Genomic DNA, 15,493 nt, shown 5'->3' with positions numbered 1-15,493 from the left:
CTGCGCATGTGGCGCAGGCCCCGATATGCGTATTTGAAAAGAGAAGAAGATGGCGGGGATCCGCGCCGGGGGCGCCCGGCGGGCGGCGCGGGTTGCGCGGGGCGCGGCGGCGGCCTAGGTACGGGGCACCGGCGCGGGGTCCGCAGCGTCCGCCGTGGCCGGTCCTTCCCGATTTTCAGAGACACGAGTGATGCAAAGCCCTCCCGAGCCCGAAGGCGCCGCCGCCGCGCCGCCTCCCGACCACGCCGCCCGCAACCGTCTGGTGATCCTGCTGCTGCTGGTCTCGGCCTTCACCGTGATCCTCAACGAGACGATCATGGGCGTGGCGCTGCCGCGGCTGATGAGTGATCTGGGGATCACCGCCAATGCCGCGCAATGGCTGACCACCGCCTTTTTGCTGACCATGGCCGTGGTGATCCCGATCACCGGCTTCCTGCTGCAGCGGCTGAACACGCGCACGGTGTTCCTGATGGCCATGGGGCTTTTCAGCACCGGCACGCTGATCTGCGCGCTGGCACCGGGGCTGGGCATGCTGATCGCCGGGCGCATCGTGCAGGCCTGCGGCACGGCGATCATGATGCCGCTGCTGATGACCACGGTGATGACGCTGGTGCCGCCCGAGAGCCGCGGCAAAACCATGGGCAATATCTCGATCGTGATCTCGGTGGCCCCGGCGATCGGGCCGACGATCTCGGGGGTGATCCTTGCGGTGCTCGACTGGCGCTGGATGTTCTGGCTGGTTCTGCCCATCGGGCTGGCGGCGCTGGCACTGGGATATGCGCGGCTGCAGAATGTCACCGAGCCGCGCAAGGCGCCGCTCGATCTGATCTCGGTGCCGCTCTCGGCGCTGAGCTTCGGCGGGCTGGTCTACGGGCTTTCAGCGCTTGGCGAAGGCCACGGCAGCGGCGGCGCGGTGCCGCCCTGGCTGCCGCTGGCGGGCGGCGCTTTGGTGCTGGTGATCTTCGTGCTGCGCCAGCTGCGGCTGGGACCGCAGGGTCGGGCGCTGCTCGACCTGCGCACCTTCCGGGTGAAGGTGTTTACCGTCGCGGTGATCATGATGGCGTTTTGCATGATGTCGCTCTTCGGCATGATCATCCTGCTGCCGATCTACATGCAGAACGTGCTGGGCATGGAGCCGCTGGAGGCTGGTCTGCTGCTGCTGCCGGGCGGGCTCTTGATGGGGCTGATGGCGCCCTTCGTGGGGCGCACCTTCGACCGGGTCGGCGCGCGCAAGCTGGTCATTCCCGGCGCGGTCTTTGTCTGCGCGGGACTGGGAGCGATGGCGACGCTGGGGCTGCAGAGCGCGGTCTGGCAGGTGCTGGCCTGCCATGTGATCCTCAGCATCGGGCTGGCGCTTCTCTTCACGCCGCTCTTCACCTCCTCGCTGGGCTCGCTGCCGAAGGACCTTTATTCCTACGGCTCGGCAGTGATCGGCACGGTGCAGCAGGTGGCGGGCGCGGCGGGGATCGCGCTTTTCGTCTCGATCATGTCGATCCGCATCGGCAGCGAGATGGCCGGCGGCGCGAGCCTTACCGAAGCCACCGCCGCCGGGGTGCAGGCCGGGTTCCTGACCGGCGCGCTGATCTCGCTGGTGATGATCGGCGCCAGCTTCTTTGTCCGGCGCCCGCCCGACATGCGGCCGGATGCCTGACGCCCAACGGCCCCCGCGCGCCGCGCTCAGCCGTGGCGCGCGATATAGCCCTCGATCAGTTCGACCTCTTCGGTGGAGCCGAAGATCACCGGGCAGAAGCCATGCGGGGTTTCGGCCACCAGATCGAGGATCCGGCGGCGCCCGTCGGTGGCGCGACCACCCGCCTGCTCGACCATGAAGGCGATGGGGATCGCCTCATAGGCCAGCCGCAGCCGCCCCTGCTCATAGCCCTTGCGGCTGTCCTGCGGATAAAGAAACGCCCCGCCCTTGAGCATGATGCGGTGCAGATCGCCCACCGCCGCCGCCAGCCAGCGCATGTTGAAGCTCTTGCCGCGCGGCCCGTCCGTGCCCGCCCGCAGATCCTGCGCATAGGCCTGCAGCCCCGGCCCCCAGTGGTATTCGTTCGAGGCGTTATAGGCGATCATCGAGGTTGTCGGCTTCAGCCGGATGTTCTCAGAGGCGATGCGGAAATCGCCGAGCGCGCGGTCGAGCGTGGCGATATGCACGCCGTCGCCCAGCGACCATGCGAAATCCACCGAATGGCCAAAGCAGGCATAGCCCGCCGCCACCGCCTCGGAGCCCGCGCGGCGGAAGCTGCCGTCGCCCGCCGGGTAGATGACGAAGAGCATCCCCAGCAGCGCGCAGATGCCGATCGACCCCGAGCCGTCGATCGGGTCGATGGCCAGATCGTAATCGCCCGAAGGATCCAGCGTGACCACCTCTTCGGCCTCTTCCGACAGCACGTGGCGGATGTTGCAGCCCTGAAGCGCCTTCAGCATGTGCTCATGCGCGCCCACGTCCAGCGCCTTCTGCGCGTCGCCGCTTTCGTTGTCGCCGACGATCTGCGCCGGGTTGCCGGGCAGCAGTCCCGCCGCCAGCCGGTCGGCGATAGGCAGCAGCGCATCGGCGATATGGCGCACGATGCGGCCCGCGCCGTCGTCGGGTAGGCGGTCGTGCAGCGCGTCGCCGGTGGTGCAATGGTCGGTGGGGAGGGTCAGCATCTGGGGTCGTCCTGTGGCAATCCGTGTGCCAATTCTGCACACGCTTCAGTGATGTAGCGCCGAAGCGGGAAAAGGAACAGGCTCTGCTGCGTGTAAGGGTCAGGCCAGCGGCACATCGTTCTGCGCGGCGCTGACCAGCAGCCGGGCGCAGTCCTGCGCCCGCGCTAGGATCGGGCCCGCCACATGGCGGGGCAGCGAAGCGGCCAGCGGGGTGATCTCGCGGAGCGCAGGCGCGGCGCGCTGCGCCAGTTCGGCCAGCGCCTCGCGGGCAAAGAACTCGGGGCATCCGGCGTCCACGGCGCTTTGCACGAAGTGCCGCGGGTGCAGCTGATCCATGCGGTACTTGCGGCTGCGCCCCGCCGACATCGCCATCTGATACTGCGCGTTGCGCAGCGCCCCCGCCGCATGGGCCGGGGCCGCGCTGAGGATGTCGTAAAGCGGCGTCAACCGGTAGCCGCGCGGCTCGTGGAACAGGCTGAAGTTCTTGGCGTGGCCATCGGTGGCGCCGATCATCCAGAAGAACAGCTGCGCCTTGAGAAACAGCTTCTGATCGCCGCGCGGATCCTGCGCCCCAGCCAGCAGCCGGTAGCAATCGCCCGCCGTCGGCCCGCCGTCGCTCTGGTACTTCAAAGTCGAGGGCAGCCCCAGCGCTTGCAGGAAATCCTCTTGCGGCAAGCGCAGGTAGCGCCCCTGCCCCGCGTTCCAATCGCCCTGCCAGAGCCGGTCGAAACGCGCCACCACCAGCGCCCGCTCGGCGCCGAAGCGCGCCATCTCGACCCGCGGCACGTCGAACCCCAGCGCGCCCGCCAGCCGCATGCACAAAAACTCGTTCTCGACGCTGTCGGACATGTCGATGCCCTGCTGCAGCGCCCCCATGGGCCGCTTGAAGATATGGCTGGTGGGGGTCAGCCCCTCAGGACGGCACCACGCGCCGCCCTGCCGCAGGTAGGCGGTCTTTTCCTGCGCCCCGGCCAGCGAGATGCGGAAGGCCTCGTCCCGGCCCAGCCCCAGCGGCGCGCGCCCCAGCCCCGAGAGCGCCGCCGCGATCTCGGTCTCGGTCTGCGGCACGGCGTTCAGGGCAAAGGCATCGCCCGGCGGCGTGCCCTCGGGCAGGAACTGCAGCGCGCCGACGCAGTCGCGCCCGATGGCGGCCAGCAGCGCATGCGGGTCTGTGCCCGCCGCCCCGGTGCGCTCGGCGATGAGGCGGCGCAGATCGGGGCTGTCGGGCAGCAGGTTCTCGAACACCGCGATCACCTGCGGGCCGCGCTGCGCGCCGTCGCGCAGCGGCAGGGCGCGGGAGATTTGCAGCCCGACCTCTTGGGTCCACTGCGGATCATAGGTGAAGCTCACCGCGCCGTCGGGCGCCTTGGAATAAAGCCCGACGCGGCGCCCGTTCATATGCACATCGAGCCCGCGCCGCAGCGGTTTGCGGCCCATCAGAACAGATCCTCGATCCGCCGCGGCTGGCGCGCCAGTTCGGCGGCGGGATCGTCAAGCGCGCGCGGCGCCAGCAGCGCGTCCAGTTCCAGCGCCGCGAGCAGCGCCAGAACGGTGCTCAGCTTGGGGTCGGTGTCGCCGGTCTCGATCTTCGAGACGTGATGGGTGACGAGCCCCGCCCGTCGGCCCAGTTCCGCCTGCGTCCAGCCGCGGGCATTGCGCGCCGCGCGGATCGCCGCGCCAAAGCCGTGGGCGTCGCGGATCGGGGTGAGGGACTGGGGCATGACGGGCTCCGGGCGGCGTGAGGACCGCCCGAGCATACATCAGAGTGTATATTTATCCAATATGCTCTGGGGTGTATTTTTGGTATTTATGTGCTGTAGGATATATATGGTAAATATACGCTACAGCGTAAACGCGCGCCCTATTGGATGGTGATCTCGACGCGCTGGCTTTCGCCGGTGGAGCCGGGGATCTTCAGGTAGTACTGACCGGGCTTGATCGCGAGGAACTCGATCTCCATCTCACCCGCCTCGTCGAACTCGACGCTCTCGAGGCCATAGGGCCGGATCTCGAGCCCGTTGATCACCACCTCATTGACCCAGATCGCACGGAAGAAGCCCGGCCCCTCCAGCCCCAGCTCGCCGGTGCCATCGGCCTCGATCTCCAGCTCGTACATCATCCCCGACTTGAGCGTGATCGGCCCCTCGGCCAGCGGCTTTCCCACCGACAGGGTGATCTCGGGCATCTCCTCGGAATTGCTGTTCGAGAGGATCCCGGCAAAGCCGTATTCATGCGCGGCGGCGGGCAGCGCCCCAAAGCTCAGGGCCGTAAGGCTCAGCGCCGCGGCAATGACAAAGCTCTTCATGATCGACTGTCTCCTTCAGATGAGATGCGGGCCCAGCGTCGCGGGCTGGCCCTTGAGTTCGAGCACGCGGTCCGCGAGGCGGTCTGCCTCGGTCCGCGCATGGGTGACGAGGATGGTGGCCGGGCGCTGCTCGGCGATCAGCGTCTCGGTCAGCTGCAGCATCGCCTCGGCCAGATCGGGATCGAGCGAGACGAAGGGCTCATCCATGATCAGCAGAGCGGGCTGCCCGGCAAAGGCGCGCGCCAGCGCCAGACGGCGCTGCTGGCCAAGCGACAGGCTGCGCGGAAAGGCATCATATCGCCCTTCGAGGCCGACCCGGTCGAGCGCGGCGCGGGCGTCCTTTTCGGCGAGCTCGGGATGCACCAGCGTGAGGTTCTGCAGCGCGCTGCGCCACGGCAGCAGCACCGGCTCCTGAAACACCATCGCCATTTCGGCGGGGCGGGTGATCTCGCCCTCGAAATAAGGATCGAGCCCGGCGACGATGCGCAGCACGGTGGACTTGCCGATGCCCGAAGGCCCGACCAGCGCCACCGTCTCGCCGCGCGCCACGGTGAAGCCGAGGTTGCGCAGCACCTCGGCGCTGCCGAAGCGTTTGGAGCGGATATCCACGCGCACGGCGGCAGGCTCCGAAAGCTTGGGATGCAAGGGCACCACGCGGCGCTCCTCGGGCGCGCAGCGCAGGCTCATTGCACCGCCGCGAAGAGGCCGTCCGGCACGCGATCCGCCTGACCGACCAGTTCCTCGCCGCCAAGCTGCGACATCAGCGCCAGCAGCTTGCCCGCGGCCTCGGCATCCACCGCACCGCGCGCGGGCACACCGGCGATCCAATCGCTGCGCAGCTGATCGAACTGCGCGTCGCTTTGCGCGTTCATCTGCGGGCGGACCGCCTCCCATGCGGCGGGATCGTCCGACAGCATCTGTTTGGCGTCGCGGCTGGCCTCGTAGAAGGCCTGCGCCAGACCCTCGTGCTGCGCCAGAAACTCCTCCTTGAAGTAATACCCCAGCAGCGGCACGTCCGGATCGAGCCCCAGCGCCTCTGCCGCCGTCTCGACCGAGATCAGCTCGCGCATGCCCGCCGCTTTCATCTTGGCGAGGAAGTGCCAGAAGTTGATCGCCCCGGCGTAATCCCCCGAGAGGCCCGATTTGAACACCAGCGGCGGCGCGCCATAGACCTGCTCGGTCTGCGCGGCGAGGTCCATGCCGTATTCCTGCTGCGCGAAGGCACGCAGGATCAGCCAAGACTTGTCGAGCGGCCCCCCGGCGATGCCGATCTTGCCACCTTCGAGGTCGGCGAGCGTTTCCACATCCGAGCCCTCGGGCACCACCAGCCCGCCGACGGCGCGCGAATAGGGCACGACCACATAATCCTTGCCCGCGGCGCGCTGGCGGGCGACCCAGATCCAATCGGCCACCGCCATATCGGCCTCGCCGCCCTCCACCGCGAGGCGCGTGGCGCCATTGTCGGCATAGGGCACCATTTCAAGCCGGAAGCCGTGCTTCTCGTCGAGCCCCTGCTCGGTGATCGTCGACAGCTCCCAATTGACCGTGCCGATCTTCAGCACGGCGGCGCGGATCACCGGCAATTCCTGCGCAGCGGCACCGAAGGCGGTCACGCATCCCAGCGCCAGTACGGTCAGAAATCTCTTCATCGTCTCTCCTCCCCTCACTTCGGCCCGTCTCATTCGGGCGTGATCGCCACGCCCCATGGCTGCTGGCCCACCTGCACCGACTTGATCGCCTTCTCGGCGGCCACGTCGATAATCGTAATGTCGTTGGAATTGCCGTTGGTGGTCACAAGGAACTCTTCGCCCGGCGTGAAGGCCATCTGCCAGACCCGCTGGCCCACCATGATGTAGTCGGTGACCTCGAGGCTGGTGCCGTCGATCACCGCCACGCGGTTCGCCGGTCCCAGCGCCACGAAGATGCGGCTGCCGTCGGAGGTCGCCTTCACCCCCACCGGCTGCAGCCATTCGGGCAGCACGCCGGGCACCTCGAAGCTGATTTTCTGGCTCAGTGTCGGCGTGCCGTCCTCGGCGATGTCGATCACGCTGACCGTGCCGCCGATCTCGGAACTGACGAAAAGCCGCGTGCCATCGGCGGTGTATTCGGCATAACGCGGGCGCTGATCGACGAGGATATTGTGCTTGATCGCGTAATCCTCGGTCGAGATGAAATGCGCCATATTGGTGGTTTCCGAGGTGTTCACCACCCATTTGTGGTCGGGCGAGATCGCCATGCCCTCGGGCTCCACCCCCACCGGCACTTCGGCACGGATCGTATGGGTCTGGGTGTCGGTCACGGTGACGAGGTTGTCGTCCTCATTGGCGATGTAGAGCGGGCTTCCCGAGCGATCGAGCACGAAAAGCTCGGGGTCCGGGCCAGAGGGCAGCGTGTAAAGCTCCTCATAGGTTTCGGTGTCGAAGACCCGCACCGTGTCGTCATCCGAGGCGCAGACATAAAGCAGCGTGCCGTCGGGCGAGAGGGTGATGCCGCGTGGGCGGTTGCCGCCCGGAAACTCGGTGATCACCTCCCAGCTTTCGGTATCGACCACGGTGATCGTATTGCCGCGCTCGTTCGACACAAAGGCCTTGCCCGCATAGGCGGTACTGGCGGCGAGGCAGAGCGCGGCGGAAAGCATGAGATGTTTCATCGGTGTCCTCATTCGAAAGCCGTGCAATCGGATTCAGGGCGGTCGAGCCCCAGCGTGTCGAGCGGCGAGACCTGATGCAGGAAGCCCTCCTGCGGGCTGACGCTGACGGTGATGCGGTCGTCGTAAAGCAGGATCGGCTGGCGCAGCTGGCCGTTCCAATTGCGGAAGGTCACCTTCTGCCCCTTGAAGGCGGCCAGTTCGAAAGCGTCCGACAGGATGTACTCTTCCAAGGTGGCGGGATCGTTGCTGCCGGTGCGGGTCACCGCCTCGCCCAGCACGCGCAGCGCCAGCCATGTGTTGTAATCGCCGGGCATCACCTGCCGCCGCGCCAGTTTCTCGAACCGGGTCTGGAACTGCGTCGCGCCCCAGGCCTCATGCGCGCCATGCATGGTGACCGGGCGCAGCCCGGCGCTGCCCATCACCGGGCGCGGCGTCCAGAGGTGATAGGGCAGATAGGCGGCGAAATAATCCGAGGCGTCGGCGGCGATCACCACGTCATGCTCGGGCAGGCGCTGCAGGAAGGTTGGCAGTTGGCGCTGCACCAGCACATGGCCTGAATCGGTGCGGCGGGTGCCGCCGGTGTCCTCGAACTCGCGTTCCTCGACGATCTTGGCGCCGAACTTGCGGGCGGCGCGGCGATAGGCCTCGGCCAGCGCACGGTCTGCGGGGTTCGAGCCGCTGACCAGCACCCAGCGCGGCCATTTCTTCCAGATCGCGAATTGCGCCACCGCATCGGCGGCCATCGCGTCCGAAGGGGCGACGTGCAGCAGGTTGGCGCGGCAGTCCGCGCCGCGCAGCGTCACCTCGGGTGCGGCGGCGTTGACCACCAGAGCGCCCGCCTCGGCAGCCCGGCCCGCAAGCGCCAGCATCTCCTCGCCCCGCGCATCGACCACGATGTAGCGCATGCCCGACGCCAGCATCTCCTCGAGCGCGGCAAGCGCCCCTTCGGGCGCGGCGGCGGCGGTCACCGTCTCGTAGCTGTGGCCCATGAAAGCGCCGGTGGTGGCATTGTCCTCATCCGCCAGTTGCGCCCCGGCGAAATCCAGATCCTCGGCCCGCAGGTCGTAACGCGAGATCGGCAGCAGCGCCGGGTAATCCACCCGCAGCACCCCGGCCTTCACCTCGACCGCCTGCGCCACCGGCGCCCATAGCGCCAGCGCCGCCGCGGCCAGCAGCGACATCGCTCGTGTCAGCACGTTCTCCTCCCATGCCCGCCTGTTTTGGTCGGGCTTGCGCCACTTTGCCCCTCCCAAGGCAAGGCGGTGAACCGATACTTTCGGTTCGGTTGCGAGGACCAGCGTAACGGCGGCACGATTACCTGCGACTCTTAATTTCTAAGAAGGCAGCGATGCTTATCCGCGCCCTGATCCTGCTCAGCCTGCTCTGCAGCCCGGCCTTTGCCGGCGGCAAGGTGGCGTTTTTCGGGATCACCTTTCTCGACAGTTCGCTGCAGACCGCCGAGCTGGGTCAGGACCCGGCGGAGCTGGCGCGGATTGCCATGCTCGAGCAGATGGTTGCCGACCGGTTCAGCGCCGAGGGTTTTGAGCTGCTGGACCTCGCGCCAGTGGCTGAAGAGCGCGCGCGCATCGTCAACCCGGCCAAATGCTACGGCTGCGACGCGCGCATGGCCAGCAAGCTGGGGGCCGACTATGCGCTGGTGGGCGAGGTGCAGAAAGTGTCGAACCTGATCCTGTCGATGAACCTGCAGTTGCGCGATCCCGAGACTGGGCAGACCGTGCGCGGCCGGGTCGTCGATATAAGGTCCAACACCGACGAGAGCTGGCGCCGCGGGATGGATTACATCCTGCGCACCGGCATTTTCACGGGGACTTTTACCGGGGACTTTCCGGAGAGGTCCAAGCCCGAGAATTCCAAGGAGGAGAGCAAATGAAACGACGCAACCTGCTGATCGCGGGGGCGGCGCTGGCGCTGATGCCCGCCGCCGCCATGGCGCATGGGCCGACCCGGCAGAAAGTCACCGTGACCACCGAGGTCGCCGCCGAGCCCGCCGAGGTCTGGGCCGCCATCGGCGATTTTCAGGACATGACGTGGCACCCCGCGATCCTGTCGAACTCTGGCGAGGGCGGCAATGAGATCGACGCCACGCGCGAGCTTTACCTCTCGGATCAGGGTGCCGAGGGGCCGATGATCTCGGAGGTGCTCTACAAATACAGCGACGAGAAGATGTCCTACAGCTACCGCATCACCGACGTGGCGGTGGAGGTGCTGCCAGTGACCAACTACTCGTCGCATCTGACGGTGAAACCGCGCGACGGCGGCGGATCCGAGGTCGAATGGCGCGGTGCCTTCTACCGTGGCTATCCTAACAACGACCCGCCCGAAAACCTCAACGACGAGGCCGCGATCGCGGCGGTGACCGGGGTCTATGAGGCCGGGATGAAGGCGCTTGTCGAGCGGTTCGGTGCGCCCTCTTCGTGATCTCGCGCGCGGTGCGGCGCTGGCTTTCTGGGCCTGTGCCGCGCCGGGCGTTGCCACCGCCGATATCGCCTATGTCACCTGCCAGAACGGCGAGGCGGTCAGCGTGCTCGACCTTTCCACCGGCGCCGAGGTCGCGCGCTGGTCCCTGCCCGGCAAACCGGCGGGCATCGCCGTGGCGGCAGACGGCCGGGTCTATACCGTGGCCCCCGATGCCAAGACCGTGCGCCGCCATGGCCCGGACGGCACGGTAGAGGCAGAGGTACAGCTTGACGGCGGCCCGATGGGCGCAGCGCATGACGCGGCGCGCGGGCAGCTTTTCGTGTCGGACTGGTACAACGCGCGGCTCTGGGTGCTGGACGATATGACGCTCGAGCCGCAGGCCGAGCTACAGGCAGGCGCCGCCCCCGCCGGGCTGGCGCTGTCGCCCGATGGCCGCTGGCTTGCTGCCGCCGAGCGCGATGCCGACCGGGTGAGCCTTTACGATGCCGAGACGCTGGCGCTGGCCCGCACCGTTGAAGTCGGCACCCGCCCCTTCGGCCTTGGCTTCGCGCCGGACGGGCGGCTTTTCGTGGGCAACGTCGGCAGCGACGACGTGACGGTGATCGCGCCCGCCACGGGTGAGGTACTGGCGACGGTTGCCGTGGGCGCGCGCCCCTATGGTGTGGCCTTCGCGGCGGGGCGCGCCTTCGTCACCAACCAATACGCAGGCACGCTCAGCGTGATCGCACTTTCGGACCTCGCGCCGCTGGCGGAGCTGCCGGTGGGCGAATACCCCGAGGGGATCGCCGCCACCTCGGACGGGCGCATCGCCGTGGCCAATTGGTTCGACAACACGCTCAGTCTGATCGACGCCGAGACGCTGGAATGGATCCGCGACATCGACACCGCCGACGGGCCGCGCGCCTTCGGGGCCTTCGTCCTGCAAACCGCCGACTGACGCCGCCGCGTCAGTTGGCTGCGTCATGGGGCCGAGTCAGGGGGCTGCGTCACGGGGCTGGACGCGCCCGCCCGCGTTGCGCATAGCTTTGGGACCACGATCAGCCGAGGACCCCAGCCGCCATGACCGATACAGCCCCCCTGCCCCGCGATCTCTACCTCGAAGATATCGCCGTCGGGGATCGTTTCGTCAGCGGCACCCACGCGCTGGACGCGGCGCAGATCAAGGCCTTCGCCGCCGATTACGACCCCCAGCCCTTCCACCTCGACGAAGAAGCGGCCAAAGACAGCCTGTTCGAAGGGCTGGCCGCCAGCGGCTGGCACACGGCGGCGATCACCATGAAGCTCTTCGTGTCGTCGATGCCCTTCGCCAAGGGGCTGATCGGGGCCGGGGTCGAGGTGACATGGCCCAAGCCGACCCGCGCGGACGATGTGCTGCATGTGGAAAGCACGATCACCGAGATCAAACCCTCGCGCTCGCGCCCCGGTCGGGCGATGGTCTCGGTCGAGACGCTGACGCTGAACCAGCACGGCGAGACCCGGCAGCGGCTGCTGTCGCGCATGGTGATGTTCGGGCGCGGCGTTCAGGACTGACCGCCCGCCCGCAGATCACTGCCGCGGCGTGACCCGCTCCAGCGGGTAGCCTGCCGCGGCCCACCCGTCTGTCCCCACGGGCAGCCAGTAAACCTCTGCATATCCTTCGGCCAAGGCACGCTTGGCGGCGTTCCAGCTCATCCAGCACTCGGCGAGGCAGAAGATCAGCAGCGGATGCGCCCTGTCGCCGCCGGTGACCGCTGCCAGCCCGTCGCGAAAATACTGCGCGTCGACCTCGGCCAAGGCGCCATAGCCGGTGTTGGGCAGCCAGACGGCACCGGGGATGCTGTCGCGCGGCTTGGCGCGCCAGACCGTCCCCTCGGGCAGATTGTCGGGCTTCGGCGGCTGCGGCAGCACATCGACAAAGGCAACCTCTCCCGATTGCCACAAGGCATGTGCTTCATCCGCATCCACCACCTGCGCCCCCGCCAGCGTCTCTGGCACCGGCGCGCGATAAGCCTCCATCCGGTAGCCTTCGGGCTCGGGCACCGGCTGCGCAAACGCCAGCGCTGGCAGCAGCATCAGCACCGCCGCCAGAGCCTTCATTGCGACACCGAGATCACCTGCTCGCCCATGTCCGACACGAGCGGCACGCCAGCCTCGATCAGCAGCGCGTCGATCTCGGCCTGATTGCGGCGGATCAGCGAATTGAGCTGGCGCTGCCAGACCTTCTCGCCCTGCCGCACGCCCATGGTGATGCGGTAGAACAGCTTTGGCGCGCCCGCCTCATGGATCAGCGGCACCACCTTCAGCCCCGGATGGTCGCGCTTGACCAGAGGTCCGGCGATCGGTCCCCAAAGCACTGCGGCGTCGATCTCGCCCGCCTCGAGGTCGGTCAGCATGTCGTCCGCCGGGCTGTCATGGCGCCGGTCGACCACCAGCTGATAGGGCCGCGCCTTTCCGATGAGACCATTGCGGGCCATATGCGTGGCGGGCGGCGATCCGGCGATCACCCCCAGCTTCAGCCCCTGCAGCGCCGGGTCCGACAGTTGCGTCACATCGGCGAGCTCTCCGTCGGCAGGCACCACCAACACATAGGCCGAGGTCATGTAGTGGTTGGTGTTGAGCACCAGCTCATGGCCCTGCGCGTAGCCCATCACCACGTCGCATTTTCCGGCCTTGAGCGTCTGGCGGATAAAGCCGGTGGCCATGGGAAACCACGTATAGCTGACCGATCGTTCGAGCTTGCTGGAGATCAGCTCGGCCAGCTTGTTCTCATAGCCCGATCCGTCCTCCATCGACATCGGATCATTGGCGGGATCGGCGCAGACCCTCAGATGCGTCTTGGACACAAGATCCGAGGTCTGCGCCGCGCCCGGCCCCGCATGGGAGGCAAGCAGGGCCACCAGCGCCGCGATGAGGATGCGGCGCTTTTCCTCAGCCCATGCAGGCATCTTCCATCTCGGTGAAGGTTTCACTCTTGGGCTCCTTCTTGGCAGGACGGCCACGGTCGATCGCGCCCGAGCCATGCGCCTTGAGATATGTGTAAATGTCGTCGAGGTAGCACATCACGTTGGGGTTGGTGCCAAAGGCGGGCATCACCGAGTTTTCGGCCGCGCCGACCTTTTTGCGTCCGTTCACCACCGTGTCGACGAAATCATAGTAATCCATCTCGATCGCCGAGTTCTTCAGCGCCGGCGCATAGGTCGAGCCCTCGCCATCGGGGCCGTGGCAGACGTGGCATTCGGCGTGATAGCGGCGGAACCCCGAGAAGGTCGGCCAGTCCACCGCACCCTCATCGGTGATGTTGAAGGTCGGAATGCCATCCTCGGTGTAATAGCGGCCGCCTTCCTCGTAATCGACGGCGATATTGGGATCGTCCATCGAGACGTTGGCGGCATTGAGCGCCCCCGCCATCGGGAAGGCCGCAAGCAGGCCAGCGGCGGCAAGGAGGGTAAGCTTTGGGGTCATGGCATAAGGGTCCTGAAACTGTCTTTCGGAGGGATGCGCCGGCGAAAGCTCTGCTCTCGCCGGCGCCCTTCACGGCTGCGGATCACTCGGGCAGAGCGAAGACCGTCAGCTGGCCGCCAAGCGCGGTGTAGTCGGACAGGGCCGAATAGCCGCCGACCGCGCCCAGACCGTCGTTGGGGTTGGTCAGGCCCGCGGCAAGACCGATGCCGGCCCAGCCCCCGACACCCGACAGGATGCCGACGTACTGCTTGCCGTCATGCTCGTAGGTCATCACGTTGCCGATGATCCCCGAAGGCGTCTTGAAGCGATAGAGCTCGTCGCCGGTCTCTGAATCGACCGCCTTCAGGTAGCCCTCGAGCGTGCCGTAGAAGACCACGTCACCCGCGGTGGCCAGAGCACCCGACCAGACCGAGAACTGCTCGGGGATCGACCATTTGATCTCGCCCGCGATATTGTCCCACGCGATGAAGTTGCCCATGCCGCCATGGCTGTCGGGCGCCGGATACATCGCCAGCGTCGCGCCCACATAGGGCTGACCGGCGGTGTAGCTCACGCGGAACGGCTCGTAGTCCATGCAGACGTGGTTGGTCGGCACGTAGAACAGTTCGGTCTTCGGCGAATAGGACGCCGGCTGCTGGTCCTTGGAGCCAAGCGCCGCCGGACAGATGCCGGTCGAGTTCACATCCTCGCCGTTCTGCTCGGTGGAATACTCGGCCACGACCGCGGGGCGGCCATAGGTCTCGGACTCCGGGTCCATGTCGACGCCGGTGGTCCAGTTCACCGCCGGGTCGTATTTCTCGGCCACCAGAAGCTCGCCGCTGATCCGGTCCATCGTATAGGCCAGACCGTTGCGGTCGAAGTGGGTCAGCAGCTTGCGCGCCTCGCCGTCCATCTCCTGATCCGTGAGGATCATTTCGTTGATACCGTCGTAGTCCCACTCGTCATGCGGGGTCATCTGGTAGACCCATTTGGCCATGCCGTCGTCGGGGTCACGCGCCATCACGGTCATCGACCAGCGGTTGTCGCCCGGGCGCTGCGCCGGGTTCCAGGTCGAGGGGTTGCCGGTGCCGTAGTAGATCAGGTCGGCCTCGGGATCATAGGAATACCAGCCCCAAGTGGTGCCGCCGCCGATCATCCACTGATCGCCTTCCCATGTGTTGGTGCCCGAATCCGCGCCCACCGGTTTGCCCAGATGGGTGGTGTTTTCCGGGTCCATCAGGATGTCTTCGTCCGGACCCATGGAATAGGCGCGCCACTCCTGCTCGCCGGTCTCCATGTTGTAGGCGGTGACCGAGCCGCGCACGCCGAACTCGCCGCCCGAGATGCCGACGATCACCTTGTCCTTCACCGGCATCACGGTGGCGGTGTTGGTCTCGCCCTTCGCGGCGTCGCCGTTCATCACCTCCCAGAGCACTTCGCCGGTCTCGGCGCTGAGCGCCACGACCTTGGTGTCGGCCTGATGCAGGAAGATCTTGCCATCGGCATAGGCAACACCGCGGTTCACCGTGTCGCAGCACATCACCGGGATGACGTCCGGATCCTGCTTGGGCTCATAGCGCCATTTGATCTTGCCGTCTTCTTTGAGGTCGAGCGCATAGACGATGTTCGGGAACGGTGTGTGCACGAACATCGTGTCCCCGACCACCAGCGGCGAGCCCTCATGGCCGCGCAGCACGCCGGTGGAGAACGTCCATGCCACCTGCAGGTCGCCGACGTTGTCCTTGTTGATCTTGTCCAGCTCGGAATAGCGCTGGTTTGCATAATCGCCCGTCTGGATCGCCCATTGCGCGGGATTGTCCATCTGGGTCATGAGGTCGTCATTCGCCATCGCCATGGACGCGGCGCATAGGGCCACGCCAGACGTCAGTAGCAGCCGTCTCTTCATTTCCTTCTCCCTTGGTATGGCGACGCAAGCCGCCTCGTTGTCCCGCGGGGTCCGCCTTGCGGCGACAGAGACCTCGTGGGCTCATCCGGGTTTGGCGATCCTCCTCCCGCCGCCCCCGGAA

At 67.0% G+C, this 15,493-nt stretch carries 17 protein-coding genes; 5 read left to right on the top strand and 12 right to left on the bottom strand.

What is annotated here, in order from left to right; genetic code table 11:
• Positions 1–190: 190 nt before the first annotated feature.
• Positions 191–1,651, top strand: coding sequence for an MDR family MFS transporter (locus AYJ57_RS23800; RefSeq protein WP_066111773.1), 1,461 nt, complete (start codon positions 191–193; stop codon positions 1,649–1,651).
• 26 nt (positions 1,652–1,677) lie between these two features.
• On the opposite strand, the gene AYJ57_RS23795 is transcribed toward AYJ57_RS23800, so the two are convergent.
• From AYJ57_RS23795 to AYJ57_RS23760, 8 genes are all read right to left on the bottom strand, one after another.
• Entirely contained in the window at positions 1,678–2,652 is a 975-nt protein-coding gene (locus AYJ57_RS23795; RefSeq protein WP_066111771.1) for a class 1 fructose-bisphosphatase, read from the bottom strand.
• Positions 2,653–2,751: 99 nt separating this feature from the next.
• Positions 2,752–4,089, bottom strand: a complete 1,338-nt coding sequence (locus AYJ57_RS23790; protein WP_066111769.1) for a HipA domain-containing protein — start codon at positions 4,087–4,089, stop codon at positions 2,752–2,754.
• On the bottom strand, positions 4,089–4,373 hold the full coding sequence (locus AYJ57_RS23785) for a helix-turn-helix transcriptional regulator (RefSeq protein WP_066111767.1): 285 nt from the start codon (positions 4,371–4,373) through the stop codon (positions 4,089–4,091). Before AYJ57_RS23785 ends, AYJ57_RS23790 begins: the two co-directional genes overlap by 1 nt.
• Positions 4,374–4,513: 140 nt before the next feature.
• The gene (locus AYJ57_RS23780) at positions 4,514–4,957 is read right to left on the bottom strand and encodes a hypothetical protein (RefSeq protein WP_066111765.1); all 444 of its coding nucleotides are present in this window, start codon (positions 4,955–4,957) and stop codon (positions 4,514–4,516) included.
• Between the two features lie 15 nt (positions 4,958–4,972).
• Positions 4,973–5,644: an ABC transporter ATP-binding protein gene (locus tag AYJ57_RS23775; RefSeq protein WP_083191515.1), complete on the bottom strand. Its 672-nt coding sequence runs from the start codon at positions 5,642–5,644 to the stop codon at positions 4,973–4,975.
• Positions 5,641–6,606: an ABC transporter substrate-binding protein gene (locus AYJ57_RS23770; protein WP_066111763.1), complete on the bottom strand. Its 966-nt coding sequence runs from the start codon at positions 6,604–6,606 to the stop codon at positions 5,641–5,643. Before AYJ57_RS23770 ends, AYJ57_RS23775 begins: the two co-directional genes overlap by 4 nt.
• Before the next feature lie 29 nt (positions 6,607–6,635).
• Positions 6,636–7,607: a YVTN family beta-propeller repeat protein gene (locus AYJ57_RS23765; protein ID WP_066111760.1), complete on the bottom strand. Its 972-nt coding sequence runs from the start codon at positions 7,605–7,607 to the stop codon at positions 6,636–6,638.
• Between the two features lie 8 nt (positions 7,608–7,615).
• On the bottom strand, positions 7,616–8,788 hold the full coding sequence (locus tag AYJ57_RS23760; protein ID WP_066111758.1) for an ABC transporter substrate-binding protein: 1,173 nt from the start codon (positions 8,786–8,788) through the stop codon (positions 7,616–7,618).
• A gap of 167 nt (positions 8,789–8,955) precedes the next feature.
• Here AYJ57_RS23760 and AYJ57_RS23755 point away from each other — a divergent pair, with 167 nt between their 5' ends.
• From AYJ57_RS23755 to AYJ57_RS23740, 4 genes are all read left to right on the top strand, one after another.
• The gene (locus tag AYJ57_RS23755; RefSeq protein WP_157374384.1) at positions 8,956–9,498 is read left to right on the top strand and encodes a DUF3280 domain-containing protein; all 543 of its coding nucleotides are present in this window, start codon (positions 8,956–8,958) and stop codon (positions 9,496–9,498) included.
• Positions 9,495–10,046 carry an SRPBCC family protein gene (locus AYJ57_RS23750; RefSeq protein ID WP_066111756.1) on the top strand — a complete coding sequence of 184 codons (552 nt, stop codon included), beginning with the start codon at positions 9,495–9,497 and terminating at the stop codon, positions 10,044–10,046. Before AYJ57_RS23755 ends, AYJ57_RS23750 begins: the two co-directional genes overlap by 4 nt.
• Positions 10,030–10,983 carry a YncE family protein gene (locus tag AYJ57_RS23745; protein ID WP_066111753.1) on the top strand — a complete coding sequence of 318 codons (954 nt, stop codon included), beginning with the start codon at positions 10,030–10,032 and terminating at the stop codon, positions 10,981–10,983. The genes AYJ57_RS23750 and AYJ57_RS23745 overlap by 17 nt, the downstream gene beginning before the upstream one ends.
• 122 nt (positions 10,984–11,105) lie before the next feature.
• Positions 11,106–11,576 carry a MaoC family dehydratase gene (locus tag AYJ57_RS23740; RefSeq protein WP_066111751.1) on the top strand — a complete coding sequence of 157 codons (471 nt, stop codon included), beginning with the start codon at positions 11,106–11,108 and terminating at the stop codon, positions 11,574–11,576.
• 15 nt (positions 11,577–11,591) lie between these two features.
• Here AYJ57_RS23740 and AYJ57_RS23735 read toward each other — a convergent pair whose 3' ends face one another.
• From AYJ57_RS23735 to AYJ57_RS23720, 4 genes are all read right to left on the bottom strand, one after another.
• Positions 11,592–12,122, bottom strand: a complete 531-nt coding sequence (locus tag AYJ57_RS23735; RefSeq protein ID WP_066111749.1) for a PQQ-dependent catabolism-associated CXXCW motif protein — start codon at positions 12,120–12,122, stop codon at positions 11,592–11,594.
• Positions 12,119–12,970, bottom strand: a complete 852-nt coding sequence (locus AYJ57_RS23730) for a substrate-binding domain-containing protein (protein ID WP_066111747.1) — start codon at positions 12,968–12,970, stop codon at positions 12,119–12,121. Before AYJ57_RS23730 ends, AYJ57_RS23735 begins: the two co-directional genes overlap by 4 nt.
• Complete coding sequence (locus AYJ57_RS23725) at positions 12,954–13,487, bottom strand: c-type cytochrome, methanol metabolism-related (RefSeq protein WP_083191514.1); 534 nt, start codon at positions 13,485–13,487, stop codon at positions 12,954–12,956. Before AYJ57_RS23725 ends, AYJ57_RS23730 begins: the two co-directional genes overlap by 17 nt.
• Positions 13,488–13,569: 82 nt before the next feature.
• Positions 13,570–15,372 carry a methanol/ethanol family PQQ-dependent dehydrogenase gene (locus AYJ57_RS23720; protein WP_066111745.1) on the bottom strand — a complete coding sequence of 601 codons (1,803 nt, stop codon included), beginning with the start codon at positions 15,370–15,372 and terminating at the stop codon, positions 13,570–13,572.
• Positions 15,373–15,493: the final 121 nt, after the last annotated feature.

Origin of the sequence: Salipiger sp. CCB-MM3, from assembly GCF_001687105.1 — a bacterium.
Classification (GTDB): Bacteria; Pseudomonadota; Alphaproteobacteria; order Rhodobacterales; family Rhodobacteraceae; genus Salipiger.
The sequence above is the reverse complement of the archived record's forward strand: the minus strand, read 5'-3'. Positions and strand labels throughout refer to the sequence as shown.